This window comes from Catellatospora vulcania (assembly GCF_009720385.1).
Classification (GTDB): domain Bacteria; phylum Actinomycetota; class Actinomycetes; order Mycobacteriales; family Micromonosporaceae; genus Catellatospora; species Catellatospora vulcania.
Window position 1 is genome coordinate 178,120 of sequence record NZ_ML769304.1, and the last position, 24,627, is coordinate 202,746.

Sequence of the window (24,627 nt, forward strand, 5' to 3'; positions counted from 1 at the left end):
ACACGGGCAGCACGCCGGACAACACGGCAATGCGCCGGCATCGAGGATCGCCAGGCGACCGCAGGACCGCAGCCTAGCCGAGAAGACCACTTTGCCGGTTGCGGGGCCCTACCAGGTGGCGGCGACGGCCGCGATGATCGGCGCGGCGCATAGGCCGGTGAGCCTTGTCCCCTCTGCAGGGAGCGCAGGGCGGTCGTGGCCTCGGCGCGGTCTGCCGCCGGCCCCGACTGAACCTGCGCTTGAACGATCAAGGCCGCGTGACGTGGCTTTAGTTGAAGGTGTTGTGCTGGGTGGCGTGGTCGCCGATGATCAGACCCTTGGCGTCCGGTGCGTGCACGTTGAACTTCGCCCCCGCACTGTTGAGCAGTTCCAGGAGTCGGCGTGCGGCTTCCTCGGTCGGATCGTCGACACCGGCCGCCTCCAGCTTCGAAGTCAGCGCGGCGCTGCTGTCGGTCGCGCCGCCGTTGGCCTGCTCGACCAGCTCGCGTCCGGTGTCCGCGGCGGTGCCGCCACGACGCAGCAGGCCGACCACCAGGGACTTCAGCGTGTCGTACGCGTCGACGACCAGTTTCGTGGCCGTGCCGGCCAGGCCTGCTTTCGCGCCTTCGATCAATGCTGTGACCACCAGTGTCACCGGGTCCATCAACCCCACCATCCACTTCTCTTCCACGCTTGTCCACAATGGACCAACCGCCCAGCAATGTCGATCAAGGAGTGCGGGTGTGGGACCTGACCGAGCAGCCTTCCACATCGATGCCGCCCACGGCCAGGGCCAGCAGATCGGCGACCGCAACACCCAGCACAATCACTACTACAGCCCGGTGGCACGCACAACATGGCCGCTGCGGGTGGGGGTGGTGCCGCCGCTGGCCGACTGCTTGCAGGACCGGTGCCTCGAGAAAGAGATCCTGGCTGCAAGACCGGACGCCACCACGATGCCGGCGCGAGTGCTGTCGGGCATGGGCGGGGTCGGTAAGACGCAGCTGGCCGCCGCACACGCCGAACGGCTGTGGCAGCAGCGGTCACTGGACGTGCTGATATGGGTGCCGGCCAGGTCGCGTTCCGGAATCGTCGACAGCTACACCGACGCAGCAGGCCAACTGGGCATCGACGAGGGCCTGACCGGCGAACGAGCCGCCGTCCGGTTACTGAACTGGCTGGCCGCGACCGACAAACGGTGGCTGGTCGTACTGGACGACATGGCCGATCCCGACGACCTGCGGGACCTGTGGCCGCCGCAGAACCCAGCCGGATCGACGGTGGCGACCACCCGTAGCCGCGACGCCGCCCTGACCGGCGCTGGACGGCGCCTCGTGCAGGTCGGCCTGTTCACCTCCGAACAGGCGCGCGATTACCTGGCCGCGCGGCTCGCCGACCGGCCCGCGCTGGCCGACGATATCGACGGCTTGGCCGCCGACCTGGGCTACCTGCCCTTGGCCCTGGCCCAGGCCGCCGTCTACCTGATCAATCAGGAGCGCCCCTGCAGTTGGTACCGGTCGGCGCTGGCCGACCGCAGCCGACACCTTAGCCGGCTCGCCCCGCGCAGGCTGCCCGACCAGCACCGCGATACTGTCGCGGCGGCCTGGTCTCTGTCGATCGAGCAGGCCGACTGCATGGAACCGATCGGCGTGGCACAGCCCTTGCTCCAACTGGCCAGCCTGCTCGACCCCGACGGCATCCCCGCCGCCGTACTCACCGAACCCGAAGTCCTCGCCTGGCTCGACACCGAAACCGGCACACCCGTCGGCGCGGACGAGGTGCACGACGCGATCCGCAACCTCCACCTGCTGAACCTGGCGACCCACGACCCGGACAGTCCCACCTGGAGCCTGCGCGTACACGCTCTGGTCCAACGCGCCACCCACGACCAGACCCCACCCGAGCGGCTCGACACCGCGACCCGCGCTGCCGCTGACGCGCTGAAGTCCGCGTGGCCGCCGATCGAGACCGACCCCGAACTCGGCCAGGTCCTGCGCGCCAACACCTTCCGGCTGCACCACATCCGCCCCGATCCGCTGTGGACCGACCACGGCGCGCATCTGGTGCTGTTCGCCGCAGGCAGAAGCCTCGGCGAGACCGGGCAGGTTGCCGAGGCCGCGGACTACTACCTGCACCTACACACCGACGCTCAGCGACGCCTCGGACCCGGCCACCCTGACACTCTGGCCGTCCGCGCCAACCTCGCCTACTGGCGAGGTGAGGCCGGGGATGCGGCTGGCGCGGCCACCTCGTTCGAGCACCTGCTGGCAGACACATTGCGGGTCCTCGGACCCGACCATCCGCACACCCTGCGCATCCGCGCCAACCTCGCCCGGTGGCGGGGTGAGGCCGGGGACCCGGCCGGTGCGGCCACCGTCTTCGAGCACCTGCTGGCAGATTCGTCACGGCTTCTCGGACCCGACGACCTCGACACCCTGACTGCCCGAGCCAACCTCGCCTGGTGGCGGGGCATGGCCGGGGACCGGACCGGCGTTGCCGCCGCGCTCGAGCCGGTGCTGGCAGAAATGGTGAGAGTCCTCGGACCCGACCACCCCGACACCCTCACCACCCGCCACAACCTCGCCTACTGGCGGGGTGAGGCCGGGGATCCGGCCGGCGCGGCCACCGCGACGGAGCATCTGCTGGCAGACCGGCTGCGGGTCCTCGGACCCGACCACCCACAGACCCTGACCACTCGCCACAACCTCGCCGAATGGCGGGGTGAGGCCGGAGACCCGGCCGACGCGGCCACCGCGTTCGAGCACCTGCTGGCAGACACCTTGCGGGTCCTCGGACCCGACCACCCCGACACCCTCACCACCCGCGCCAACCTCGCCCGCTGGCGAATGAGAAGCCGCGATCCGGCAGTCGTTCGTCGCGGTTGGCACGGATGAGAACGCGTCAAGCGGCACCGTCGGCCCGGCTTTCCGTCCATGCGGTGGGTCTCAGCGCAAGGTGAGCGAGATCTCGGCGTCGAGGCGGGAGAGCTTCTCCGGGTTGCGGACGTAGTAGATGCCGGTGACGTGGGAGTCCTCGATCCGCAGTGCGGCGACGCCGTCGAGCCGGCCGTCAAGTTCAAGCACGGTCACACCGAGCTTGGCGAGCCGCCCGGCCACCGCGCGCCGGGCACGCGGATGCAGGTAGGCCCCGAACACCTTTCCGCATACGAGGGTGACCTTGCGGCCCAGCTCCGCCAGCTCGGAGGCGGTTTCGATACCGGTCGACCCACCTCCCACCACCGTCAGCGCGGCCGATGCCGGTGCGGCGTCGATGACGGGCCGCAGCCGCTGCGCCTCCTCCAGGGTGGCGATCGGGTAGGCGTGCTCCGCCGCGCCGGGCACGCCCGGGTCGGCGCTGCCGCTGCCCACGGCGTAGATCAGGTAGTCGTAGTCGAGGACGCCCCCGCCGGCCAGGGTCACCCGACGCCCCGCCGCGTCGATCCGGGTCACGGTGTCGACCACCAGCCCGACGCCGCCGGCCAGCACCCGCTGGTAGTCCACCAGCGCGTCGTCCGACCCGCCGACGAGCTGGTGCAGGCGGATCCGCTCGACGAAGGCCGGACGGGGGTTGATCAGGGTCACAGTCACGCCGTCGCGTCGCGTCAGGCGGTTGGCCGCCATCACGCCGGCGTATCCGCCGCCGACCACGATGACATCGGTGTTCTCAGCCATTGACCTCTCCTTCGTGTCCAAGGTCCGACCTCAAGACACCGCAGGTGCGGCGGTTTGTGACATCAGTGAGTCAGATCACCCGCCGCGCTTCGGGCCGAGTCCGCAGCTTCACCTGACCCCGGCTGATGGCCGAACAGCCGGTCGAGGTGGTAGGTCAGGATCGCGAGCGCGGCGTCGCCGTCGCGCTGGCCGCCGAGCACGCTGGAGCCGAGGCCGTTGGTGAGGGCCAGCAGCCCGGCGGCCGCGGTCGGCGCGTCCAGGCCCGGATCGACCTGGCCGGCCGCCTGGGCGGTGCGCAGGTGGCCGGCGAGGAACCGCTCCAGCGCGTCGGGATAGGTCGTGCCGTGGTCCGCGGCGAGCGCCGGCTCGGCGAGCACCAGCGCGTAGTACGCGGCGTAGGTCCTGGTCAGGCGGCGGCTCTCGGCGTCGGTCGGCAGGATCGCGGTGAGGGTGCCGTAGACGAGGCTGCGCGGGGTCGGCGGCAGGCCCAGGGCCCGGATGTGCGCCTCCACCCGGGCGGACAGCTGCTCGCCGAGATAGGCGAGCGCGCCGAGCAGCAGCTCGGTCTTGGTGTGGAAGTAGTACTGCACCAGTCTCAGCGAGACGCCGGCCTCCGCCGCCACCTCGCGCATGCTCGCCGCCTGCAGACCCCTGGTGCTCGCGATGCGCAGCAGTGCCTCGCCGATCTGTCGGCGCCGCAGGTCGTGGTCCACGCGCTTGGGCACGGCCCTCCGTTCGGGTCTGGCGGTGCGGTCACGTCGGCCTATCATGCAACAGCCTCTTGATGATACGGTCGTACCATCAAAATGGGCGATCGGAGACCGTGGTGACCCAGGCACGGATCAGCACCTTCACCAGTGACAACGCGCGCATGAAGTTCCTGGCGGTCTACACGCGCGCCTTCGACCGGCTTTGGCCCGCCGACCACCGGTCTCTCGACATTCCCACCTCGTTCGGCAACACCCGGGTCTACCGGAGCGGGCGATCCGACGGCGTTCCGTTCGTGCTGCTGCCGGGCGCGGGCGGCAACGCGCTGGGCTGGCACCGGCACGTGGCGCGATGGGGTCAGGTCCGGCCAGTCATCGCGATCGACCCCGTCGGCGAACCGGGACACTCCACGCCGGACAAAGCCATGTCCGACGGCCGCGACCTCGCCCACTGGCTCGACGAGGTGCTCGCCGCGCTGGACGTCGACCGGGCACACCTCGTGGGGTGCTCGTATGGCGGCTGGGTCGCCCTGCAGCACGCGCTGCACACGCCGGGACGCGCCGCCACGATCACGCTGCTCGACCCGGCGGGCTTCGGCCGGATCACCAAGCGGTTCCTCCTCTGGGTGGTCATGGGCGGGCTCGCCGGGCTCACCCCCCGCCCGCTGCGCCGCCGGGCGGCGCGCTGGCTGCGCAACGCGACCCTGCTGGACGACGACCTGATGGGACTGGCACTGGTGTCGACGAGCTTCCGGCGGCGGCTGCCCAGCCCTCCCCCGCTCACCGACGAGGAGTTGCGCAGGGTGGCCGTGCCGACCCTGGCCCTGCTCGGCGAGCGCAGCCAGATGTACGACGCCGCCCAGGTGGCGGCGCGCATCCGGGCGCTGATGCCGGCGGCGCACGCCGAGGTCGTTCCCGGCGCCGGCCACGACCTGCAGGTGCACAGCCCTGAGCTGGTCACCGAGCGCACCGCCGCGTTCGCCGCCGGCGTCGAGACCGCGGCCTGAGCCGCGAGCGGCACACCCGGGTCAGGATTCGCGGCACCGTGCGCCTGGTCGCCACCGGCTTGTTAAGGTCAAAACAAACATAACGGACCCTCCCGGCCTGTCATCTACGCTGCCGCCCCGCGGCGGGGCGGCGGACGGGGGTACGCCATGACGAGCACCATGAGGCGCGACGGTCAGCTCCGGGTCGCCGTCGTCACGGGCGGATCACGCGGTATCGGTCGTGACTGATACCCCTCGCCGGCCCGCCGTCGGCCGTCACGCTGATGGAGCAGCTGGCGCGCACCGCGGTGCAGGTGCTGCCCGGTGTCCTCACCGACCTCACCTCGACCGGACCGCCGACACCGTGGTCGGGCTGATCCGCGATCGTGTCCGCACCACCGCGGGACCCGAGGCCGGCGCGCAGGCGCAGTGAACCGGGTCAGATATCGCTCAGCCGAGGCCGGCGACGAGCCGCTCGCCGTCCGGCCAGTGGCCGTGGCCGCTCGCCGTCTCGATGTGGCCGACGTCGCCCGCGTCGTACAGCTCCGCGCCCCAGTCCGCGGCGTAGCTCTCGAACTGCGGGAACGTCGTTGTACGGATCGGTGCGGCTGGCCACCAGGACAGCACGGAACGGCAGCGGCTCGCGCGGCACCGCCCCGAAGACCGAGTCGGCGGGATCGTCCGGGCCGGGTGTCCATCTTGGGTCGAGGTAGGGCGGCGTGACCAGCAGGGCCGCGCGCACCGGGCCGGTATGGCGAGCCGCCCACGCGACCGTCGTGATGCACCCTGCGCTGTGCGCGATCAGCACCGCCGGCTCGTCGTCGGCCATGACCGCCTCGTGCAGCGCGGCCACCCGGTCCTCCAGCCTGAACGGCGGACCTGGCGGGTAGGGCGCCCAGCGGTACTCCGGATGCGCGTCCGCCCAGCGTCGTTGCCAGTGCTCCGGCCGGGGGATGCCACGCCCCGGTACCAGCAGATGTCGCGCCATCGGCCGATCCTAACCGGACGCGTGCCGCACGATCACCCCTCAGCCGGTGCGCGACCCGCCTCCCACATCTCGCGGGTCATCTCGTACTCGACCTCCCCGAGGTCCGCGCCCGGCAGCGGCTCATCCCAGTGGGGGAAGTACGTGCGCACGTACCGCAGGCCGACGGCCTCCATCACGCCTCGGGACCCGGTGTTGACGGCCATGGTCTGCGCGATCACCCGGCGCTGGCCGACGGTGTCGAAGGCGTGCCGCAGCAGGGCCCGGGAGGCCTCGCTCGCCAGGCCTTTGCGCCAGTGCCGGCGGAGGATGCGGTAGCCGAGGTCCGTGACGGTCGGGTCGTCGGGCTGGTCGGGCCCGTGCGCCGGCGGGAGCATCATGAGACCGATGAACTCGCCCTCGTCCTCGGCTGGCGGTGCCGTCGAGGCACGCGCGCCGCCGTCGCACCCGAACGCCATCCAGAAGCCCAGGCCGTCCACCCTGCCCGCCAGGGCCATCCGCTGCGCATGGGACTCGACCACCTCGTCCCTGGACCGCGCCCGGCCCCAGATGTAGCGGAGCACCTCCGGATCCGAGTCGAGCTCGACCTCCAGCTCGAGATGCCGGTCCGCAAGGGGCACCAGCAGCAGGCGGTCAGTGCGCAAGATCGGTTGGGGCATTCCCAAAGGATCGCATAACGGCGCCTGTGGTCCCGTTCGGGCACCTGCGGGGACCGTGTGCCGCCTCTGTACCCGCCGGTGGGTCACAGGCGTTCCGGCTGCACCCGGGCGGATGCGGTGCCGGACACGTAGAGCGCCAGGCCGCCGGCGACCAGCAGCGCGCCGAGCGGCGGAATCGCCCCCAGGCCCCAGGTCTCCAGCGCGAACGCGCCGCTGAGCGCGCCAGCGGCGACGCCGACGTTGTACGCGCTGGCGTTGATGCCGGAGGCCTGCTCGGTGTGGTCAGGGGCGATCCGGAGCGTCGCGGCCTGCATGAAGATCGGCAGCAGGCCCATGCCGACGCCGAGCACGACGACCGCGGTGACGGCCGCCCAGGCCGCGGTGCCGTGGAGCCAGAGCAGCACCAGTCCCCCGAGCAGCACCCCGCACGCCGCCATGATGCCTGCCCGCAGGCGGCGGTCGGCGATCCAGCCGGCGAGCGGCAGCATCAGCGTGCCGGCCAGCCCGTTGGCCAGCAGCACCGGCGCGATCCCGTGCTCGCTGATCCCGGCGCGCTGCAGCAGCGGAGCCGTGTAAGTGATCATCATGTAGGTGCCCAGCATGGTCACCGCGGTCATCGCCACGATCGGCGGGAAGTCGGGCACGCGCAGCACCTCCCGCATCCGGGCGCGCACGGCGGCGGTGCTGCCCGGCACCTCAGGCAGCAGCCACCAGGCCAGCAGCGTCAGCACGACCGCCACTGCGGTCAGCGCGGTGAACGTGGCCCGCCAGCCGAGCGCGGTGCCGACGCTGGTGCCCGCGGGCAGTCCGATCAGCACCGCCATGCTGCCGCCCGCGGAGACCACGGTGACGGCCCGGCCGATCCGGTCGGGGGTGACCAGCCGTGCCGCGAACCCGCCGACCACCGCCCAGAACAGCCCGTGCGTGGCCCCGCCGAGCAGCCGTGCCACGAAGGCCACCGGATAGTCCGGGGCCACCACCATGACCGCGTTGCTGGCGGTGTACGCGGCCAGGGACGCGACCAGCAGCGACTTGCGCGGCATCCGGGCGGTCAGCGTGCCCAGCGGGGCCGCGAACAGCGCCACCATCAGCGCGTACCCGGTGACCAGCAGGCCGAGCTGCGACTCCGACACCCCCAGGTCACGGCTCATGCCCAGCAGCAGGCCGGTGGGCACCAGCTCGGTGGTCACCGACACGAAGACGGCGGCGCTGAGGAGCACGAGCGACGGCCACGGGCCTGGTTTGCGGATCACGTGCCGCATTTTGTGTTGCGGGTGAACAAATGCGCAACCGAGATCGCGGTGAACCGACCGACCGGCCGGTCCGCCGCAACCACCGTCAGAGCGAGCCGGACTCCGGCCAGAAGGACCAGTGCGTGTTCGGCGCGTGCGTGGGCCGGTACGCGCCGATGTCGCCGGTGACGAGCACCTGTGCCAGCTGCTGGAACGTCTCGGTCTCGCTGGGCAGCTGGTCGAACCGGTCCGGGTCGCGGTGCCACCACTGCTCCAGCACCATGATCCGGGGCAGGTCGTCGGGCAGCCGGTGCCGCAGCTCCTCGTCGTCGGCCAGCAGCAGGTCGCGGTGCTCGGGCACGAGCCGGCGGAACACGTCCCACAGCGGCTCGCCCGCGGTCGCCTCGACCTCGATGGCCTGCCCGCGGACCACGATCGGCGGGCGTCCGCCGCGCAGCAGCTCGCCGTCCTCGGGGTCCTCGACCTGGTGCATGTTGTCGACGCGGTCCAGGAAGTCGCCGTGGGTGTAGCCCGGCTGGCCCTCGGTCAGGCAGTTGCCGAAGCAGTGCAGCACGTCGATGACGTTCGCGGCGCGCGGGTTGTAGCCGACGAGCTCGACCACCAGCGCCCAGCGGGCGTCGTCGCGGAACGCGTGCAGCCTGGCGTCGATCGCGTAGTAGTAGCCGTTCTCCAGGTCCGGGAAGTCGAACCCTTTCGCGGCGCGGTCCAGCTGCGCCAGCACCTCGTCGGACGTGATCACGGGCGGACACGGTACACGTGACGGGCCGGGTCGCCCAGCCGGCCACGCGGAGAACACCCGGGCCGGATCATCGGCCGGGTGGGTCCGGCACGACCCCGTGCTCGCGCCCGCAGGCGGTCAGCGCGAGCAGTGCCTGCCCCGACACCGGCGTGTCCGGGCCGAACACGCTCGGGTCGACGGAGGTCGACGCGGCGATGTCGGTGGCGTAGCACACCTCCGGCAGCGCGTGCCGTTCGAACAGCTCCGCCCGGCGGGCCATGACCGCGTCGACGTCGGCCGGGTCGATCCCGTCGTACGCATCGGCCGGCAGCTCGTCGTCCTCGTCGGGCAGGCGGTAGCCGTCCTCGGCGCGGTGGGGTCCGCCGAGCCGCTCCCCCGAGCCGGCCTCGTAGTAGCGCCGCACGGCCCCCGCCTCGGCCAGGCACCACATCGTCCACGCGTCGCCGCAGCTCATCCCGTAGAGGTGGGTCGCGCCGAACCGGGTGCTGAGCCGCGCGCACAGGGTCTGCACACGCCGTGCCCACGTGCTGCGGTCAGCGGGGTCGATGTGCGCGGTTTCGGGCAGGGTGCCGAACACGAGGGTCCAGCCGTCGATCGCCGGGGCGACGTACACGCGGCCGTGCGAGCGGTGGTCGTCGCGGGCGAGGCCCCACGAGTGGTGGTCGCGGTTCCAGGCGGCCTCGCCCTGGCGCATGGTGACCGGCACCGGGCCGGACAGGTCGAGGGCGGCCAGCACCGCCGCCTGGTCGGTGGTGTGGATCGCGAGCCAGGTCCCGCACAGGTGGACGGGGCCGACGGGCGAAGTCCGCGCGCCCGTCCGGCCCCCGGAGTCGCCCGGCGGCGCCGGGAACTCCGGCACGCGGCCGGCGTCGCCGCCACGGGGATGGTCGTCGCGGAGAGAGGTGGTCCGCATAGGACACCACGCTACGCCCGACCGCCGACAGATCTTCAGACCCGCAGGTACAGCCGTTTGACGACAGCGGCCGCGACACCGCACCGGGTGCCGCGGCCACCGCCTGCGCGCCTACAGGCCCGACGAGTGGAAGCCGCTGACCTCGGACGCGGTCAGCACCCGGCTGTACACGCGGAACGAGTCCACGGCGCCGTCGAGGTACGGGTCGCTGTACTGCGAGCGGCCGATCCAGTTCTGGGTGGTGCTGCCCAGCGACGCCGGGGTCAGCGTCATCGCCGCGTTGCGGGCCACCTCGGCCCCGTTGACATACAGGATGCCGCCGCCGCCGCCGACCGTGACCGCGACGTGTGTCCACACGCCGATCGGCAGCCCGGACGGCGCGTTGATGCGCTGTTCCCCACCGGACCCGGACGTGGTGATGGCGAACCGGGCCGTGCCGGAGCTGCTGCTCGGGACCAGGAACATGTTCGCCGTGGTGCCGGTGCCGAAGTCGAACAGCCGCGCCCAGTTCGTCACCGCGTCCAGGCGTACCCAGGTGGCGATGCTGAACGCGCTCGCCCCGGCGAGGATGCCCGACGGCAGCGACACGTACTGCGAGGTGCCGCTGAGGTTGACCGCGTTGCCGGTGCGCCCGGCGACCCAGGTCGCTCCCCCGGCCGTCGTCGCCGTCTTTCCGTTGCCGGTGGCGTCGGCAGCGGACGTGCCGGAGGACTCGTTGAACAGGTAGTGCGCCACGAACGCGGGCAGCGGGTTGGTCGTGGTGACGTTCCAGTAGACGGTGTAGCGCTGGCCGTGCACCTTGTAGAACGGCAGCAGGGTCACCGTGCCGGTGGACGCGGTCGCGGTGAACTGCAGCGGCGTCGCCGTCGCGGTGATCGACGACGCGGTCAGGGTGGGCAGGGCGGACAGGTTGGTGCTGCCGTACGCCCCGGCCAGCACGATCGGGCCGTACTTGACCGCCTGCGTGGTCGCGCTGTCCGGGGTGGCCTCGCGCACCAGTGCCATCGGCAGCGCCACGTCGACCACGTCGCCGGTGGCCCAGGTGCGGTTGACCACGGCGTACGACCCAGGGGTGATCCCGCTCTGCAGGGTGCCGTTGACGCGGATCGTCGCGCCGGTGGCCCAGGCCGGCACCCGGATGCGCATCGCGAACGTGCCCGAGCCCGCGGTGACCGTCAGCTTGCTGGACGCCGCCTCCGGGAACGTGGTGTCCTGCCGGATCGTGACGCCCTTGGCGGCCCAGTTCAGCTGCGAGGCGACGAACAGGTTGACGTACAGGTTGTCGCCGGAGTGGAAGTAGATGGTGTCGCCGAGCTTGGTGTTGGTCTCCATGCCGGTGCCATGGCAGCAGGTGAAGTTGCTGTAATCGTTGCTGTAGGTCTTGATGCCGCCGGCCCGCAGCGGGATGTAGTAGCTGTGGAAGCCGTGCGAGGAGTTCGGGTCCTGCGCGCCGAGCAGGTGGTTGTAGAGCGCCTTCTCGTAGAAGTCCATGTAGTCGGCGCGGGCCGGGTTGGTGAAGAACAGCTGCCGGCTCAGTTTGAGCATGTTGTAGGTGTTGCAGCATTCGGCGGTGTTGTCGGAAAGCTCGCTGGCGATCCGGTTGGGGGCCTTGAAGTACTCGCCGTTGGAGTTGGCGCCGATGGCGTACGTGTGGCGGCTGACCACGATGTCCCAGAAGTTGCGGGCGATGTCGAGGTAGCGGGTGGTGCCGGTGGCGTGGTACTCCCGGATCGCCCCGAGGGCCTTCGGGATCTGGGTGTTGGCGTGGTAGTTGTTCAGCGCGTCGGTGTTGGCGGCCAGCGGGTCGAAGACCTCGGCGTGGTCGAAGTGCTGGGCTGCGGTGAGGTGGGCGCTGTTCTCGGTCAGCTGGTACAGGTTGGCCAGCACCTCGTTCATGCCGCCGAACTCGGTGTCGAGCATGTTCTGTCGCTGGGTCAGGGTGAGCCGGTCGTTACGGAACTTCACCCACGACGCCATCGCGGTGAGCACGGTCAGCGCCTGCGCGTTCCCGGCGAGCAGGTGCATGTCCAGCAGCCCCGCCATGATCTTGTGGAGCGTGTAGTACGGGGCCCAGACCTGCTGGCGGGCCTCGACGCGGTCGATGAAGCTCTCCGGGTAGGCCGACAGGTAGCCGGTGTTGTAGCCGGCGGTCGTCGCGCGGGCCTGACAGATCGCCAGCTGCGCGACGAGGTAGTCGCCCTTGGTCTTGAAGCTCGCTGTGCCGGTGCTCGCGTACGCCTGGGCCAGGCCGGTGAGCACGTGGCCCATGGAGTGCCCGCGCAGCTCGGTGGTGGGCGACTCCCAGCCGCCGCACGCGGTCGCCGAGGAGCTGAGGCCGTAGTTGAGCCGGAAGGTGTGCAGCAGCCGGTCGGCGTCGAGGAAGCTCAGGTAACTCTGGGTGCGGCCGGTGTTGGCCAGGAACGGGCCGGACAGCAGCGTCACCGCGCCGAGCGGGAACGGGTAGACGGATACACCGATGTCGGTGCGGGCGGCATGGGCGGGCGACGCGGGCAGGCTGCCGGCGACAGCCGCGGCCGCGGCGCCGACGGCCCCTGCACGCAGCACGGTACGGCGGGACAGTGCGGACATCGATTCGCCTTTCTCTCAGACGGGGCGGTGAGAGCGACGTGTCCGGCGCATCGACGATGTCCTACGAAAACCATTTCGGCAAGATGTCCGGGTGATTACCCTCCCTCTCGAAATGTTTCGAAACTGAGCTGGTCGACAGCCGTAGGCGCTCAGCGACGGTCTACGGTGTCGCCATGACCGCGCTGCCCTTGTTCGAGTTCGCCTTCCCCGGCCCGCTGCGTGAAAAGCTCATCGCCGCCGTGCTCGACGGTGCCAAGTCGTCCACGACATCACTGCTCAAGGGCTATGAGCACGAAGGCGGTGCGCCGCGCCGGGTCGGCACCCGCTCCGTCGTGATCGACTCCGCGGAACGCCCCGTCGTCATCATCGAGACCACCAGCGTGCGCGTGGTGCCGCTGGCGCAGGTCGATCTCGGACACGTGGTGGACGAGGGCGAGGGCCTGACGACGGTGGCGCAGTGGCGTGCCGAGCACGAGCTGGGCTGGCACAGCGCGGAACAGCGCGCGGAATTCGGCGACCCGGATTTCACCGTGAACGACGAGACCCTGGTGGTGCTCGAACGGTTCCGCGTGGTGGAAGACCTCCGTTCCACCCGATAAAGCAGATGGTGATCGGCTTCCGGTCACCTTTCGCGGGTGCGGCGATCGGTGAGCCAGCCCTCCCACATCCGGACGAACAGCCGGTAGGAGGCGTCCGTCGCCTGCGGGTCGGCGCCCGCGAGCAGCTCCAGCAGCAGGCCACGGCAGGTGGCCACGCCCAGCCGCAGCGCGTCGCGGTCGACGGGCAGGCCGAGGCGACGCACCACCGCCTCGCTCTCGTCGAGCCACGGGCCGGTCAGGTTCGCCAGGAAGCCGCCGGTGCCGGGGGCGTCGTGCACGGCGACTCCGACGACCTCGAAGAACAGCCGTACGTACGGCCGCAGCTCCGGATCGGACAGCCGCGCCCAGAGCAGGAGCATGAGTTCGCCGGCCCTGGTGCCCTCGGCCGGGGTCCCGCCGGCCGCGACCTGTTCGACCAGTTCCCTCAGCAGGTCGCGTTGCTGCTGCTCGATGAGGCCGACGACGGCGGCGAGCAGGCCCTCGCGCGAGCCGAAGTGATAGAGCAGCATGCGGTGGCTCGTGCCCACCCCGGCGGCGATCTCGCGCAGGCTCCGGCCCGTGATGCCCTCGGCTGCGGCGTACGCGACCACGCGTTCCAGCAGCTCCCGTGAGCTCGCACTGACGATCATGTACCACATGGTACATTGGCGTCATGCGATGGGAAGACGAGATCGTGATCGACGCGCCGGCGGACGCGGTCTGGGCGCTGACCGCCGACGTCGAGCAGTGGCCCGCCGCCACGCCGACGATGACCCGGGTGGTCCGCCTCGACGAAGGGCCGCTCCGGGTGGGCAGCCGGGCCCGCATCAAGCAGCCGGGCCAGGCCGAAGCCGTGTGGACCGTGACGGCGCTCGACGAGGGTCGCGGGTTCACCTGGCAGACCAGCCGGCTGGGCCTGACCGTCGTCGGCTCGCACCTGGTGGAGCCGGTCGGTGGCGGCTGCCGCAACACGCTGGGCATCGAGGTGCGCGGCCGGGGCGCGGGACTGTTCTGGGCGCTGCTCGGCCCCCTGCTGCGCCGCGCAGTCCGCACCGAGAACCGCGGCTTCCGCGACGCGGCACATCGCCTGCGCGCCACGCCCTGACTCCGGCGGCGATGAGTTTCGGTCGTGCCGCCCGCCTTCACTGATGACTGCCACAGGAGATGGCGCGATCCCGGGCGACGTCTAGATTGTGCCCGTGACGCTGCTGCTCAAGCTTCTGCTGGCTCCCGCGCTGGTCGTCGGTTCGTCGCTGGCCGGGCGGCGGTGGGGAGCCCAGGTGACCGGAGTGCTGGTCACGCTGCCGATCGTGGCGGGCCCGATCCTGCTGATCACCTGCCTGGAGCAGGGCACCGTCTTCGGGGCTGCCGCGGCGTCGTCATCGCTGCTCGGACTGGTGACACTCGCGCTGTTCGCGGTCGTCTTCGCCTGGTGCTCGCGAACCATGCGCTGGGCCGGCGCGCTGGCGGTCGCCTGGGCGGCATGCCTGGTGGCGGACCTGGTCGTGGCACAGGTGACCGTGCCCGCCTGGTGCGGCCTGCTGCTGGCGCTCACCGGGATCTCAGCCGCGGCCCGCGCGCTGCCGCCGGTGGCGGCCGCAACGGGGGTACGCCCGGCGACGTCGTGGCCGTGGTGGGATCTGCCCGGCCGGGCCGTGGCCACCGCGAGCCTGGTGGTGCTGGTGACCACGCTGTCGAGCGCGCTGGGTCCGGAGCTGACCGGGGTGCTGGCCCCGTTCCCGATCGCGACCAGCGTGGTGGCGGCGTTCGTGCTGGCCCGGCACGGTACGGCGGAGACGGTGCGCACCCTGCGCGGCGTGCTGGCCGGGCTGGTCGGCTTCGCGGCCTTCTGTTTCGTGGTCGCCATGCTGGTCGACAGATGGGGCATCGCGGCCGCGTTCAGCCTCGCCTTGCTCGTGACGGTGGCCGGGCAGCTCGCCTGGCTGCGGTTCAGCCGCGCAACCAGCGCCGCCAGGACCCGGCCGTCACCGGGGCAGCCGGGTTGTCCAAGGCCCAGCGCAGGTAGCCGGCGCGCAGCCTGATCAGACCGTCGAGGCTCTGCTCGGCCGACTCGATGATCATGCGCACGGATGGCTCGTGCAGCGTTCGGGCGATCTTGACGTAGCCGAGGTCCTCGCAGCGGTGCTCGCGCCCGACCGCGGCCGCGACCAGGCCCAGCAGCTCGGCATGGGTGTCGAGGGTCGGCCCGTCGGCGGCGAGGGCGCGCAAAATGTGCCGTTTGGCCTGCCAGCTCCGAGCGTGCTTGGCCCACTCGGCGGGGTAGTCGGTCTCCCAGCGCAGGTAGAGCACGGCGAACCGGGCCAGCGGCGCGCGCTCCCGCGCCGTCTCGGCGGCCACGTAGTGCCAGATCGGGGCGGCGAACATGCGGGCGTGCACATCACGCTTGGCGGCCTCGGTCTGGTCGTGCTCGGCGACCAGGCGCGGGTCGGGCCGGTCGGCGGCGTCACCGGAGCGGGGGCGCACGATGCGCGACCACGAGTGCAGGCGGGCCCAGTCGTCCTGGTAGCCCTTCTCGCGCTCGATGGCGGCCCGCCGCCGGTCGGCGTCCGGGTGTACGACGTCGAAGGCCCAGGTGAAATCGGCCAGCTGCTCTGCCTGCACGACGGCAAGATTGCCAGCTCAGGGGCCTGTCGCCAAGGGATCGGGGCCCGTTGTGATCCCGCACCGACGACCTGTCGACCTGGAGAGACATTTCAGTCACTCTCCGTGTTCACGGGCTCGTCCGCGCATGGCGGACGGGGCGAGTCCGTGCCGAGTGGTGAAGCACCGGGTCAGGTGCGCGTGATCGGTGAACCCACAGGCCGCCGCGATCTCCGCGAGACCCAGGTCGGTGCGCCGGACCAGGCCGCGAGCGATGTCCAGCCGGGTGCCGGTCACCAGCACGCGGAAGCCCGTCCCCTGCTGCGCCAGCGTCCGTTGCAGGCTGCGGGTGGAAACGCCCGACCGCACGGCCGCCCCGGCCAGCCGCCAGCGCCGTGCCGGATCCGCCGCGATCATGTCGCGTACGGCGAACACCGGCGACGCGGCCGTCTCCTGCGGCGTCGCCAGGTCCAGAGTCCAGCCTTCGACCCTGCCGCGCGCGGTCAGGCTCCGCTCCCCGGGTTGATCATCGACCAGCGCGCTGCCGTCGGCGAACCGCACCGTCACCGCCGGTCGCCGACCCGCACAAGCCCCGAGCAGCACCGCGTGGATTGCCGCGGTGAACAGACTCTCCGCGGGGTTCGGGAAACCGCCCAGCAGGGGCCGGTGGGACGCGACGAGCCGGCCCGGCTCCAGCCGCAGGTCGGTGGTGTGGCCGACGTGGAAGCGCAGCTGCAGCTCGGGCAGCCGGGAGGTCAGTTCGGGCACCGAGCCCCGCTCGATGACCTCCGCGATGTCCGTCTCGCGGGGCCGGTCCAGCAGGTGCTCTGCCGCACCGCGCAGCGCCTGCCAGCCGTGACCCGCGAGTTCCGCCAGCAGCGCGTGGTGCAGCGCTTCCGGCACGGGCTCGGCCGCCGCCTGCCGCCGGGCCACCGCGTCCGCGGCAGGGCTCGGGCCGAACCGGTGCGCGCCGAGCCGCGCCGCCCGGGCCAGGTCCGGGTGCACCGTGCGCTCGTGCGCGGGAACCCGGACCTGCATGGCGGAATCGTACAAGCGTCGGGGCCGCCGCTTCGGCCAGGCTTCGGGCATGACCTTCCATCGCACCCGCGTCCTCGTCACCGGCGGCACCAGCGGCATCGGCACCCACCTGGTGCGTCTGCTCGCCGAGCAGGGCGCACTCGTCGCGACCTGCGGCCGCGACCCCGACCGGCTGGCCGAGGCGACCCGGCACCCCGGTGTCACCGGCTGGGTCACCGACCTGGCCGACCCCGGCCGCACCGCCGCGCTGGTGGCCGACGCCGCGGCCGCGCTCGGCGGGCTCGACGTCGTCGTCGCCAACGCCGCCGTGCAGCACCGGCAGTCCTTCACGGCCGGCTGGTCCGCCACCGACAGCGCGGCGGTGCTCGCCGAGGTGTCGACCAACCTCGTCGGGCCGGTCGTGCTGGCCGGTGCGGCCTGGCCGCACCTGCGGCGATCCGGCGGCGTGTTCACCGCGCTCACCTCGGCCCTGGCCTACTCGCCGAAGAAGAGCGCGCCCGTGTACTGCGCCGGAAAGGCGGGACTCGGTGTGTTCCTCAGGGCGCTGCGCTACCAGTGGGACGACGCCGACGCCGGAGTGACCGTGCAGGAAGCGCTGATGCCGCTGGTCGCCACCCCGATGACGGACGGGCGCAACGACGGCGCGATGCCTGCCGAGCAGGCCGCACGGCAGATCCTGCAGGGCATCGCGCGGCGCGTGCCGGTGATCGCCGTCGGGCGGGCGCGGCCCTTCCGCGTGATCCGCCGGGTCGCGCCGGGATTCGCCGACGCGATGCTGCGCGACTCCTGACCGCGCGGGCTCAGCGGCCGGTGAAGCCGGTCCGGTACGCCCAGACCACGGCCTGCGTGCGGTCACGCGCGCCGAGCTTGCCGAGCAGACTCTTGACGTGGCTCTTGACCGTCTCCAGCGAGATGAACATGGCCCGCGCGATCTCGGCGTTCGACTTGCCCGCGGCGAGCGCCCGCAGCACCTCCGCCTCCCGCTCGGTGAGGCGGGCCGCCGCCACGGCCGCCGGGTCGGCCGGACCCCGCCGGGCCGCCGCCTCCAGCAGCCGCCGGGTCACCGCCGGGGCGATCAGCGCGTCCCCGGCCGCCACCGTGCGTATCCCGGCCACCAGCTGCTCCGGCGTCGCCCGCTTGAGCAGGAACCCGTCCACCCCGGCAGCGACGGCGTCGTCGACGACCTCGTCGTGGTCGAAGGTGGTGAGCACCAGCACCCGGGGGCGCGGCGGCGGCCAGGACACGATCTCACGACCGGCCGAGGTGCCGTCCTGCACCGGCATGCGGATGTCCAGCACCACCACGTCCGGCCTCTGCGCGCGGGCCGCGGCCACCGCGTCCCGGCCGTTGGCCGCCTCGCCGACGACGACGATTCCCGGCTCGGCGGCCAGCAGCGCCCGCAGCCCGCCGCGCACCAGCGCGTCGTCGTCGGCCAGCAGCACCCTGATCACGACCGCACCGCCACGGGCAGCGCGGCCCGTACCCGGAAGCCGCCGTCGACCGGGCCGGCCTCGAACAGGCCGCCCTCAAGCCGGGCCCGTTCGCGCATGTTGACCAGCCCCCGGCCGGGGGTCGGCGCGGGCAGCGGCGGCGACTCGTTGACGACCTCCAGCACCACCGTGTCCGCGGTCTGCCCGATGTCGACGGTGATGCGCCCGGCGGCCGTATGCCGCAGCGCGTTGGTGACGGCCTCCTGCGCGATGCGGAACAGCGCCCGCTCCCCGCTGGGCGACAGCGACACCGGCGCGGGGTTCAGGACCAGCTCGCGCCCGGCGGCCCGGACCCGGCCCGCGAGCTCGGCGAGATCGGTCAGGGCAGGCTCGGCGGCGGGCTCGCCGGCGCGGTCCGGGTGCAGCACCCGCAGCAGCCGGTCCAGCTCGCCGAGCGCGTCGCGGCCGACGGTCTCGATGTGGACGAGGGCCTGCGCGGCGAACTCCGGGTTGTCGGTGAACACCCGCCTGCCCACCCCGGCCTGCATCACCATCACGTTGACCGCATGCCCGAGCGCGTCGTGCAGCTCCCCGGCGAGGCGGTGCCGCTCCTGGGCGAGCACCCGGTCGGCCGCGGCGGCCTGCTCCCTCGCCGCCGCGACGACGCGCACGCGCTCGGCCGCGGCGGCGATCCGGCGGCTGCGCGCGGCGTCGCCGGCGACCGTCGCGATGCCGAAGCACATCGCGATCCCGAAGTAGTCGAGCGTGCCGACCGCGCCTCCGTCGGCGAGTGCGAACCCGCCGACGGACAGGCCGGTCAGCGTCACCGCGAGGACCCGCCGACGCAGGTCTTCGGTATGCGAGAAGCAGGTGAACAGGGCGATCCAGGCCACCCACTGCACCGTGGTGACCGCGTAGCCGAGCGCCGCGGTCAGCGGCACGGCCGCGCCCGCGACGGCGAGCACCCGCAGCGGCGCTCGGCGACGCCACAGCAGCGCCAGCGGCGCGAGCGCGCCCAGGGCGAGGCCGACCGCGTCGGCGGGCCGGTAGGGCGGGCTCACCGGCATGAACAGTCCGGCCAGGACGGAGACCAGCGACAGCCCGGCGGCAGGTCCGAGGTCGGCGAACGCGAAACGCCGGACGGCTGCGGGGGTGGTGGCCATGGCGGCAATCCTGCCGGATCCGGGTCGCCCAACGGCAGCCGCAGTACGGAAACCCCTCGCGCGAGGGAGGCGGGATCCCTGTGGCGAGTGGGGTGGGACGCACCTGCGCCTGCCTACGCTCGGCCGGACGGATCCACCGACCGACAAGGGGTTTCCATGGTGACGACCGGCCTGTCCACCGGCCGCCGTACCGCTCGCGTGCTGGGTTTCTGGTGGTTCGCGCTGAGCGGTGCCGCCGTCGCGGCGTTCGCGGTGGCGCCGTACCTGACCGCGTCGCTGCAGCGGCTCGCCGAGGACGACGCCGGGCTCGCCGCCGGCTACGCGGGCCGGCCGGCCTGGGTGCACGTGGTGTTCTACACGCACATCGTCGGCGGCGGGATCGCGCTGGCCGTGTCGCCGCTGCAGTTCGCGGCCCGGGTGCGGGCGCGGCTGCCGCAGGTGCACCGGGCCGTCGGCCGGGTCGCCGTCACGGCGATGCTGTTCGGCGGGGCGGCCGGGCTGGTGCTCGCGCCGATGAACCAGGCCGGGCCGGTCGGCACCGCCGGGTTCGGGGCGCTGGCGGTGCTGTGGTCGTGGTTCGCGGCCGCTGCGCTGCGGGCGGCCCGGCGGCGGGACTTCGCCGCGCACCGGCGCTGGGCGGTGCGTGCCTTCGCGATGACGTACGCGGGGGTGATGCTGCGGCTGTGGCTGGTCGTGCTGATGGTGGCGGCGATCGGCTGGTTCGGTGTCGCGCCGGAGGAGGCGTTCCCGGTCGCGTACGCGTACGTGCCGTTCCTGTGCTGGGTGCCGAACCTGCTGGTGGCCGAGTTCATGTTGCGCCGCCGCGCGTCCTGATCGCCGGGTGAGGGGGCCGCGGAGTGCCGTCGCGACCCCCTCGGCTCACTCAGCTCGCCGGGCGACGGCGGCGGGCCAGCCGGAACAGGCCCGCGCCCAGGGCCAGGACCAGGAAGCCGGTCGCGACGATCGTGCTGACCTTGGCGCCGGTGACGGGCAGGCCGCCGCCGTCGGCGGGCGGGAACACGCCCGGGAACACCGCGTTCGCCTTGCCCAGGCGCAGGAAGACGGTCTCGCCGGTGGCGTCGTCGATGCCGTCGTTGTCGGTGACGGCGTACACGTGACCGTCCCCGCCGACGGTGAGGCCTTCCAGCTTGTCCTGGGTCCAGCCGTGGCCGGACCGCAGCGCGGGCAGCACGTCGACGGCGAGCTTCTTGGTGACCGGGGTGACTCCCGCGCCGAGCGTGGCGGGCACGTCGAAGGTGTACACCTTCTTGAGCTTGGCGAGCTCGCCGCGCTGGTTGTCTCGCTCGATCACCGCGAACGTGTCCGCGTCGAGCGCCACCAGCTCGGAAAGGCCGACCCAGGCGCCGGTCTGGGCGGCGTCGAGCGGGTAGCCCAGCCAGGCCCAGTCGCCCTCGGTGACGCGGTAGCGGCCGATGCGGGCGGTGCCCTTCTCGCCGGTCAGCTCGCGCTGCACGGCGACCCATACGGTCTCGGTGACGCCTGCGCCGGTGACCGCGACGCCCTCCAGGCCGTTGCTGCCGAGCTTGGCGGTGACGTCGGCGGGCAGCGAGACCTCCTGCTGCACCGCGCCTGCGGCGTCGATGCGCACGAGCTTGTTCGCCGGGCCCTTCGCGCCCTCGACGGCCAGCCAGAAGCCGCCGCCGGGCCGGGTGGCCAGGCCCTCGGCGTCCAGGGCGACGCCGTTGCCGTCCTTGGTGACGGTCAGGTCCTTGGTGATCACGGCCGGGGTCGCCGTGGTGTCGATCGCGAACAGCCGGGTCGGCGCGTACACGCTGTCGCTGACGCCCCAGAGCCTGCCCGGCTCGCCGGCGGCCGGGGTGAGGCCGGACAGCGCGCCCCAGGCGATGGGCAGGCCGCCGGACTTGCCCGAGACCAGCGACGGGTACGCCGGAGCCTGCCCGAACTGCGCGATGGTCACCGCCCCGCGCAGCCCGTTGTCCGGGTCGTCCAGCTCGCTGGAGATCACGACAAGGCCACGCGACGGCACCGCGATGACGCCCTCGGGCTCGTTCGCGGTCGGGATGAGCTGGGTGAACTTCGGGTGGGCCGGGTCGCTGACCTCGTACACGGCGGTGAAGTTGCCGCGCTCGGCGTTGACGAACAGGTACGGCCTGCCGCCGAACACGCCCGTGGCGACGTTCTCCGGTTCCACGCCCTTGGCATCGCTGCGCTTGTCCGGGTAGCTGCCGTGGGTGACGGCGAGGTGCTCCAGGCTGTTGCCGGCGTCGAAGACGACCTTGCCGCTGGTGTCGAAGACGGTCCAGCCGCGCGAGCCGCCCTCGTAGTCGCCCTCGTTGGCGGTGGCGAACCGGTCGGTGCCCAGCCACACGACGCCGTCGGGCTCGCGGCGGGCACTGATGCTGCCGCTCAGCGAGATCTTGTCGTCGTCTTCGGTGTCGACCGCCGAGACGGCCACCTGGCCCGCGCTGAAGTGCTTGTCGACCGTGCCGGCGGCCAGGTCCACGATGACGAGGTGGTTGTTCTCCTGCAAGGAGACCACGGCCTTGCCGGCGCTGTTGATCGAGACGTACTCCGGCTCCGGGTCGGTCGGTGCGACCTCGGCCAGGCCGGTCAGCGCGACGGTGCGCAGCGCCCAGTCCGCCACGGCCGCCTTGACGTCCACGACCGCCAGCCGGCCGGCGGGCGCCTGCGGGATCGCGCCGTCGTCGACGTCCTCGTCGCGCTCGTTCTCGATGGCGACCGCGACGAACCTGCCGTCGGGTGACACCGCCACCGAGTCGGGCTGCCCGCCCAGGTCGATGCTGCGCTCGACCGTGCGGGTGGCCACGTCGACGACGAGCAGCTCGCCGTCGGGGTGGGTGAAGTCCGCGCCGGTGCTGACCGCGACCAGGGCGTGCCGGCCGAGCACCGCGACCGAGGTCGGCGAGCCGGGCAGGCCGAGCACGCCGGCCGGGGCGGGGGCGTTCGGGTCGGTGATGTCCACGAAGCCGATGCGGTCGCCGGAGGCGTCGGTGTAGATCACGGTCTTGCCGTCGGCGCTGACGGCGGAGATCTCGGCCGACGCGGCGTCGGCGGCCGAGGTGTTCAGGTAGACCGGGAAGGTCGCTGTGCGGGTGAACGTCTGTGGCGAATCGGCGGCCTGCGTGGGGCCGCTGAGCAGGAGCGTCGCGGCGAGACCGGCGGCGCCGGCTCCCGCGATCGCCCGGGTGGTGAAAGACATCGGTGCTCCAAACCAAGGGTGGACCTGGTCTTGGTACCGAGCACGGCTGACCGCCTGGAGTTGATCAGGACAACGGGGGGTGAACAACCGCCGACCGGCCACCCGCTACCCCGGTACGACCTGCGGATGGCTCCCGGGTATGACGACCGCGACCCCGGGCACGCCGTAGGCTTCCGCCGGTGGAGAGCGCGACGCGGCGGCCGGGTGGACAGGTGATGGGCGACCTGCGCCGGTTGTTCGTCGGCGCGGACTACCCACCCGGGGCGCCTACGAGCCGGCGGTGGCCGCGGATTCGCCTGCTCATGTCACCGGTGCTGCTGCTGGCGCTGATCGGGCTGACGAGCGCCGCCTACGAATACCTCAGCGACAACCGCAACCTCGGCGGCGGCTGGTCGATCCTGCTGGCCGTGGCCGGGACCGCGCCCGCCGCGCTGATGGCACGCCGCCCGCTGGCGGCCTGGCGGATCGGCTTCGCCGCGCTGTTGTTCGGCACGACCGGATACGTCCCGACGGAGTCGTGGCCGTGGAACCCGGTGCAGATTCTGGCGCTGCTGGCCGTGCTGTGGTTCGTCGCGCTGCGCGCGGACGCCGGGGTGAGCGTCTGGTGCTGGCTGTTCAGCCTGCTGCCGGTGTGGGTGTACGTGCCCAACGCCGGCAACGCCTGGGGTGTGACCGTGCTGCTGGCCGCGATCATGCTGGTCGGCGACCAGGTGCGACGTCGGCGGCGCAGCCAGCGTGCCCTGGCCGAGCAGGCCGAGCGCAGCGAGCTGGAACAGGCCCGGCGTGCGGTGCTGCAGGAACGCACGCGCATCGCCCGGGAGATGCACGACGTGGTCGCGCACTCGATGTCGATGATCGCGGTGCGCGCGGAGACGGCCCCCTATCGCGTCGCCGAGCTGACCGGGCCCGCCAGGGAGGAGTTCACCGAGATCGCCGCGTCGGCGCGTACGGCGCTGGACGACATGCGCCGCCTGCTGTCGGTGCTGCGCCAGGCCGACGACCCGGCCCTCACCGCGCCCCAGCCCGGCCTGGCCGAACTCGGCACGCTGGTCGACGACGCGCGGGCCGCGGGAGTGGACGTGCACCTGGCGATGGAACTGCCGATGCGGCCGGTCGGCGAGGCCGCGGCGCTGACGGCATACCGGATCGTGCAGGAGGCGCTGGCCAACGCGGCCCGCTACGCGCCCGGGGCACGGGTCGACGTGTCGCTGGCCGCCGACGAGCCGGGCCTGCGGGTGCGGGTGCGCAACGGGCGGCCGACCGGGCGTCCGGCCCGCCCGCCCGGGGCGGGACACGGCCTGGTGGGGATGCGGGAGCGGGTCGCCATCCTGGACGGCGAGCTGAGCACGGAGGCGACCGGCGACGGCGGGTTCGCGGTGACGGCGCTGCTGCCGGACGGAGGAGTTCATTGATCAAGGTCCTGATCGTCGACGACCAGGCCATGGTGCGGCAGGGATTCGGGGCGCTGCTGGCCGCCCAGCCGGATCTGGTGGTGCTCGGCGACGCGGCGGACGGGGCCGAGGGCGTGGCCGCGGCCCGTCGCCTCGACCCGGACGTGGTGCTGATGGACGTGCGCATGCCGGTGATGGACGGGCTGGAGGCCACCCGGCGGCTGGCGGGCGGCGAGCGCCCCAAAGTGATCATCCTGACCACGTTCGACCTCGACGACTACGTGTACGAGGCGCTGCGTGCCGGGGCCAGCGGGTTCCTGCTCAAGGACGCCCCGGCCGCCGACCTGATCCACGCCGTGCGGGTGGTGGCCGGCGGTGAGGCGCTGCTCGCCCCGTCGGTGACGCGGCGGCTGATCGCGGAGTTCGCGTCGCGGCCCCGGGCCGACCGGCCCCGGCCGGTGTCGCTCAACGGGCTGACCGCGCGGGAGACCGAGGTGCTGCGGCTGATCGCGCGGGGCATGTCCAACCAGGAGATCGCGGAGCTGCTGGTGCTCGCCGAGCAGACGGTCAAGACGCACGTGAGCCGGGTGCTGGGCAAGCTCGGGCTGCGCGACCGGGCGCAGGCGGTGGTGCTGGCGTACGAGTCGGGTCTGGTCGCCGCCGGGGAGTAGTACCGCGGTAGGGGCCTGGGAATGGCTCCGCAGCGCGACGCCGGCGCGGCGGCCCGCCGCACACGGTGGCGC

24 protein-coding genes and 1 pseudogene are annotated in these 24,627 nt (G+C 72.6%); 9 read left to right on the forward strand and 16 right to left on the reverse strand.

The window, feature by feature from the left end; all coding sequences use genetic code 11:
- Positions 1-268: 268 nt before the first annotated feature.
- Positions 269-625 (reverse strand): hypothetical protein, encoded by a 357-nt coding sequence (locus F6W97_RS40050; RefSeq protein WP_196279079.1) that lies wholly within the window; start codon positions 623-625, stop codon positions 269-271.
- Between F6W97_RS40050 and F6W97_RS11050 the strand changes: the two genes are divergently transcribed.
- Positions 579-2,873, forward strand: coding sequence for a tetratricopeptide repeat protein (locus F6W97_RS11050; protein ID WP_196279080.1), 2,295 nt, complete (start codon positions 579-581; stop codon positions 2,871-2,873). The two genes, F6W97_RS40050 and F6W97_RS11050, sit on opposite strands and share 47 nt — an antisense overlap.
- Before the next feature lie 51 nt (positions 2,874-2,924).
- Here F6W97_RS11050 and F6W97_RS11055 read toward each other — a convergent pair whose 3' ends face one another.
- Both F6W97_RS11055 and F6W97_RS11060 read right to left on the reverse strand, forming a co-directional pair.
- The gene (locus tag F6W97_RS11055; RefSeq protein ID WP_155370157.1) at positions 2,925-3,650 is read right to left on the reverse strand and encodes an NAD(P)/FAD-dependent oxidoreductase; all 726 of its coding nucleotides are present in this window, start codon (positions 3,648-3,650) and stop codon (positions 2,925-2,927) included.
- A 62-nt stretch (positions 3,651-3,712) separates the two neighbouring features.
- Positions 3,713-4,375: a TetR/AcrR family transcriptional regulator gene (locus tag F6W97_RS11060; RefSeq protein WP_230686579.1), complete on the reverse strand. Its 663-nt coding sequence runs from the start codon at positions 4,373-4,375 to the stop codon at positions 3,713-3,715.
- A gap of 101 nt (positions 4,376-4,476) precedes the next feature.
- On the opposite strand from F6W97_RS11060, the gene F6W97_RS11065 reads away from it, so the two are divergent.
- Positions 4,477-5,364 carry an alpha/beta fold hydrolase gene (locus tag F6W97_RS11065; protein ID WP_230686580.1) on the forward strand — a complete coding sequence of 296 codons (888 nt, stop codon included), beginning with the start codon at positions 4,477-4,479 and terminating at the stop codon, positions 5,362-5,364.
- Positions 5,365-5,793: 429 nt separating this feature from the next.
- Here F6W97_RS11065 and F6W97_RS40055 read toward each other — a convergent pair whose 3' ends face one another.
- The 7 genes and pseudogenes from F6W97_RS40055 to F6W97_RS11100 form a co-directional block, all read right to left on the reverse strand.
- Positions 5,794-5,970 (reverse strand): alpha/beta hydrolase, encoded by a 177-nt coding sequence (locus tag F6W97_RS40055; RefSeq protein ID WP_196279081.1) that lies wholly within the window; start codon positions 5,968-5,970, stop codon positions 5,794-5,796.
- Positions 5,942-6,331: pseudogene (locus tag F6W97_RS41515) on the reverse strand (RBBP9/YdeN family alpha/beta hydrolase); the annotation flags it as partial. The gene F6W97_RS40055 and the pseudogene F6W97_RS41515, both read right to left, overlap by 29 nt.
- A gap of 32 nt (positions 6,332-6,363) precedes the next feature.
- On the reverse strand, positions 6,364-6,987 hold the full coding sequence (locus F6W97_RS11080) for a GNAT family N-acetyltransferase (protein ID WP_155370162.1): 624 nt from the start codon (positions 6,985-6,987) through the stop codon (positions 6,364-6,366).
- An 83-nt stretch (positions 6,988-7,070) separates the two neighbouring features.
- A complete protein-coding gene (locus F6W97_RS11085) occupies positions 7,071-8,240 on the reverse strand; it encodes an MFS transporter (protein WP_196279082.1) in 1,170 nt (389 codons plus the stop codon).
- Between the two features lie 85 nt (positions 8,241-8,325).
- Positions 8,326-8,979, reverse strand: a complete 654-nt coding sequence (locus F6W97_RS11090) for a DUF7003 family protein (RefSeq protein WP_230686581.1) — start codon at positions 8,977-8,979, stop codon at positions 8,326-8,328.
- Between the two features lie 67 nt (positions 8,980-9,046).
- Positions 9,047-9,892 (reverse strand): hypothetical protein, encoded by an 846-nt coding sequence (locus tag F6W97_RS11095; protein WP_155370164.1) that lies wholly within the window; start codon positions 9,890-9,892, stop codon positions 9,047-9,049.
- Between the two features lie 111 nt (positions 9,893-10,003).
- Complete coding sequence (locus F6W97_RS11100; RefSeq protein ID WP_155370165.1) at positions 10,004-12,481, reverse strand: glycoside hydrolase family 127 protein; 2,478 nt, start codon at positions 12,479-12,481, stop codon at positions 10,004-10,006.
- Positions 12,482-12,654: 173 nt separating this feature from the next.
- Here F6W97_RS11100 and F6W97_RS11105 point away from each other — a divergent pair, with 173 nt between their 5' ends.
- Positions 12,655-13,080, forward strand: a complete 426-nt coding sequence (locus tag F6W97_RS11105) for an ASCH domain-containing protein (RefSeq protein ID WP_155370166.1) — start codon at positions 12,655-12,657, stop codon at positions 13,078-13,080.
- A 23-nt stretch (positions 13,081-13,103) separates the two neighbouring features.
- On the opposite strand, the gene F6W97_RS11110 is transcribed toward F6W97_RS11105, so the two are convergent.
- Positions 13,104-13,709, reverse strand: coding sequence for a TetR/AcrR family transcriptional regulator (locus tag F6W97_RS11110; protein WP_196279083.1), 606 nt, complete (start codon positions 13,707-13,709; stop codon positions 13,104-13,106).
- A gap of 23 nt (positions 13,710-13,732) precedes the next feature.
- On the opposite strand from F6W97_RS11110, the gene F6W97_RS11115 reads away from it, so the two are divergent.
- Positions 13,733-14,164, forward strand: coding sequence for an SRPBCC family protein (locus tag F6W97_RS11115; protein ID WP_155370168.1), 432 nt, complete (start codon positions 13,733-13,735; stop codon positions 14,162-14,164).
- 94 nt (positions 14,165-14,258) lie between these two features.
- Positions 14,259-15,101, forward strand: coding sequence for a hypothetical protein (locus tag F6W97_RS11120; protein WP_196279084.1), 843 nt, complete (start codon positions 14,259-14,261; stop codon positions 15,099-15,101).
- Here the strand turns inward: F6W97_RS11120 and F6W97_RS11125 are convergent.
- Positions 15,010-15,681 (reverse strand): hypothetical protein, encoded by a 672-nt coding sequence (locus F6W97_RS11125; protein ID WP_155370169.1) that lies wholly within the window; start codon positions 15,679-15,681, stop codon positions 15,010-15,012. The two genes, F6W97_RS11120 and F6W97_RS11125, sit on opposite strands and share 92 nt — an antisense overlap.
- A gap of 96 nt (positions 15,682-15,777) precedes the next feature.
- On the reverse strand, positions 15,778-16,698 hold the full coding sequence (locus F6W97_RS11130) for an AraC family transcriptional regulator (RefSeq protein WP_155370170.1): 921 nt from the start codon (positions 16,696-16,698) through the stop codon (positions 15,778-15,780).
- Positions 16,699-16,747: 49 nt separating this feature from the next.
- On the opposite strand from F6W97_RS11130, the gene F6W97_RS11135 reads away from it, so the two are divergent.
- Positions 16,748-17,488: an SDR family NAD(P)-dependent oxidoreductase gene (locus F6W97_RS11135; RefSeq protein ID WP_196279085.1), complete on the forward strand. Its 741-nt coding sequence runs from the start codon at positions 16,748-16,750 to the stop codon at positions 17,486-17,488.
- A gap of 10 nt (positions 17,489-17,498) precedes the next feature.
- Here F6W97_RS11135 and F6W97_RS11140 read toward each other — a convergent pair whose 3' ends face one another.
- Together F6W97_RS11140 and F6W97_RS11145 are read right to left on the reverse strand one after the other, a co-directional pair.
- Entirely contained in the window at positions 17,499-18,149 is a 651-nt protein-coding gene (locus tag F6W97_RS11140) for a response regulator (RefSeq protein ID WP_155370172.1), read from the reverse strand.
- Complete coding sequence (locus F6W97_RS11145; RefSeq protein ID WP_155370173.1) at positions 18,146-19,291, reverse strand: sensor histidine kinase; 1,146 nt, start codon at positions 19,289-19,291, stop codon at positions 18,146-18,148. The genes F6W97_RS11140 and F6W97_RS11145 overlap by 4 nt, the downstream gene beginning before the upstream one ends.
- A gap of 156 nt (positions 19,292-19,447) precedes the next feature.
- Here F6W97_RS11145 and F6W97_RS11150 point away from each other — a divergent pair, with 156 nt between their 5' ends.
- A complete protein-coding gene (locus F6W97_RS11150; RefSeq protein WP_155370174.1) occupies positions 19,448-20,125 on the forward strand; it encodes a DUF2306 domain-containing protein in 678 nt (225 codons plus the stop codon).
- A 49-nt stretch (positions 20,126-20,174) separates the two neighbouring features.
- Here F6W97_RS11150 and F6W97_RS11155 read toward each other — a convergent pair whose 3' ends face one another.
- On the reverse strand, positions 20,175-22,493 hold the full coding sequence (locus F6W97_RS11155; RefSeq protein ID WP_155370175.1) for an esterase-like activity of phytase family protein: 2,319 nt from the start codon (positions 22,491-22,493) through the stop codon (positions 20,175-20,177).
- Positions 22,494-22,672: 179 nt separating this feature from the next.
- Here F6W97_RS11155 and F6W97_RS11160 point away from each other — a divergent pair, with 179 nt between their 5' ends.
- Both F6W97_RS11160 and F6W97_RS11165 read left to right on the forward strand, forming a co-directional pair.
- Entirely contained in the window at positions 22,673-23,905 is a 1,233-nt protein-coding gene (locus F6W97_RS11160) for a sensor histidine kinase (protein WP_230686582.1), read from the forward strand.
- Complete coding sequence (locus F6W97_RS11165) at positions 23,902-24,555, forward strand: response regulator (RefSeq protein WP_155370176.1); 654 nt, start codon at positions 23,902-23,904, stop codon at positions 24,553-24,555. The genes F6W97_RS11160 and F6W97_RS11165 overlap by 4 nt, the downstream gene beginning before the upstream one ends.
- Positions 24,556-24,627: the final 72 nt, after the last annotated feature.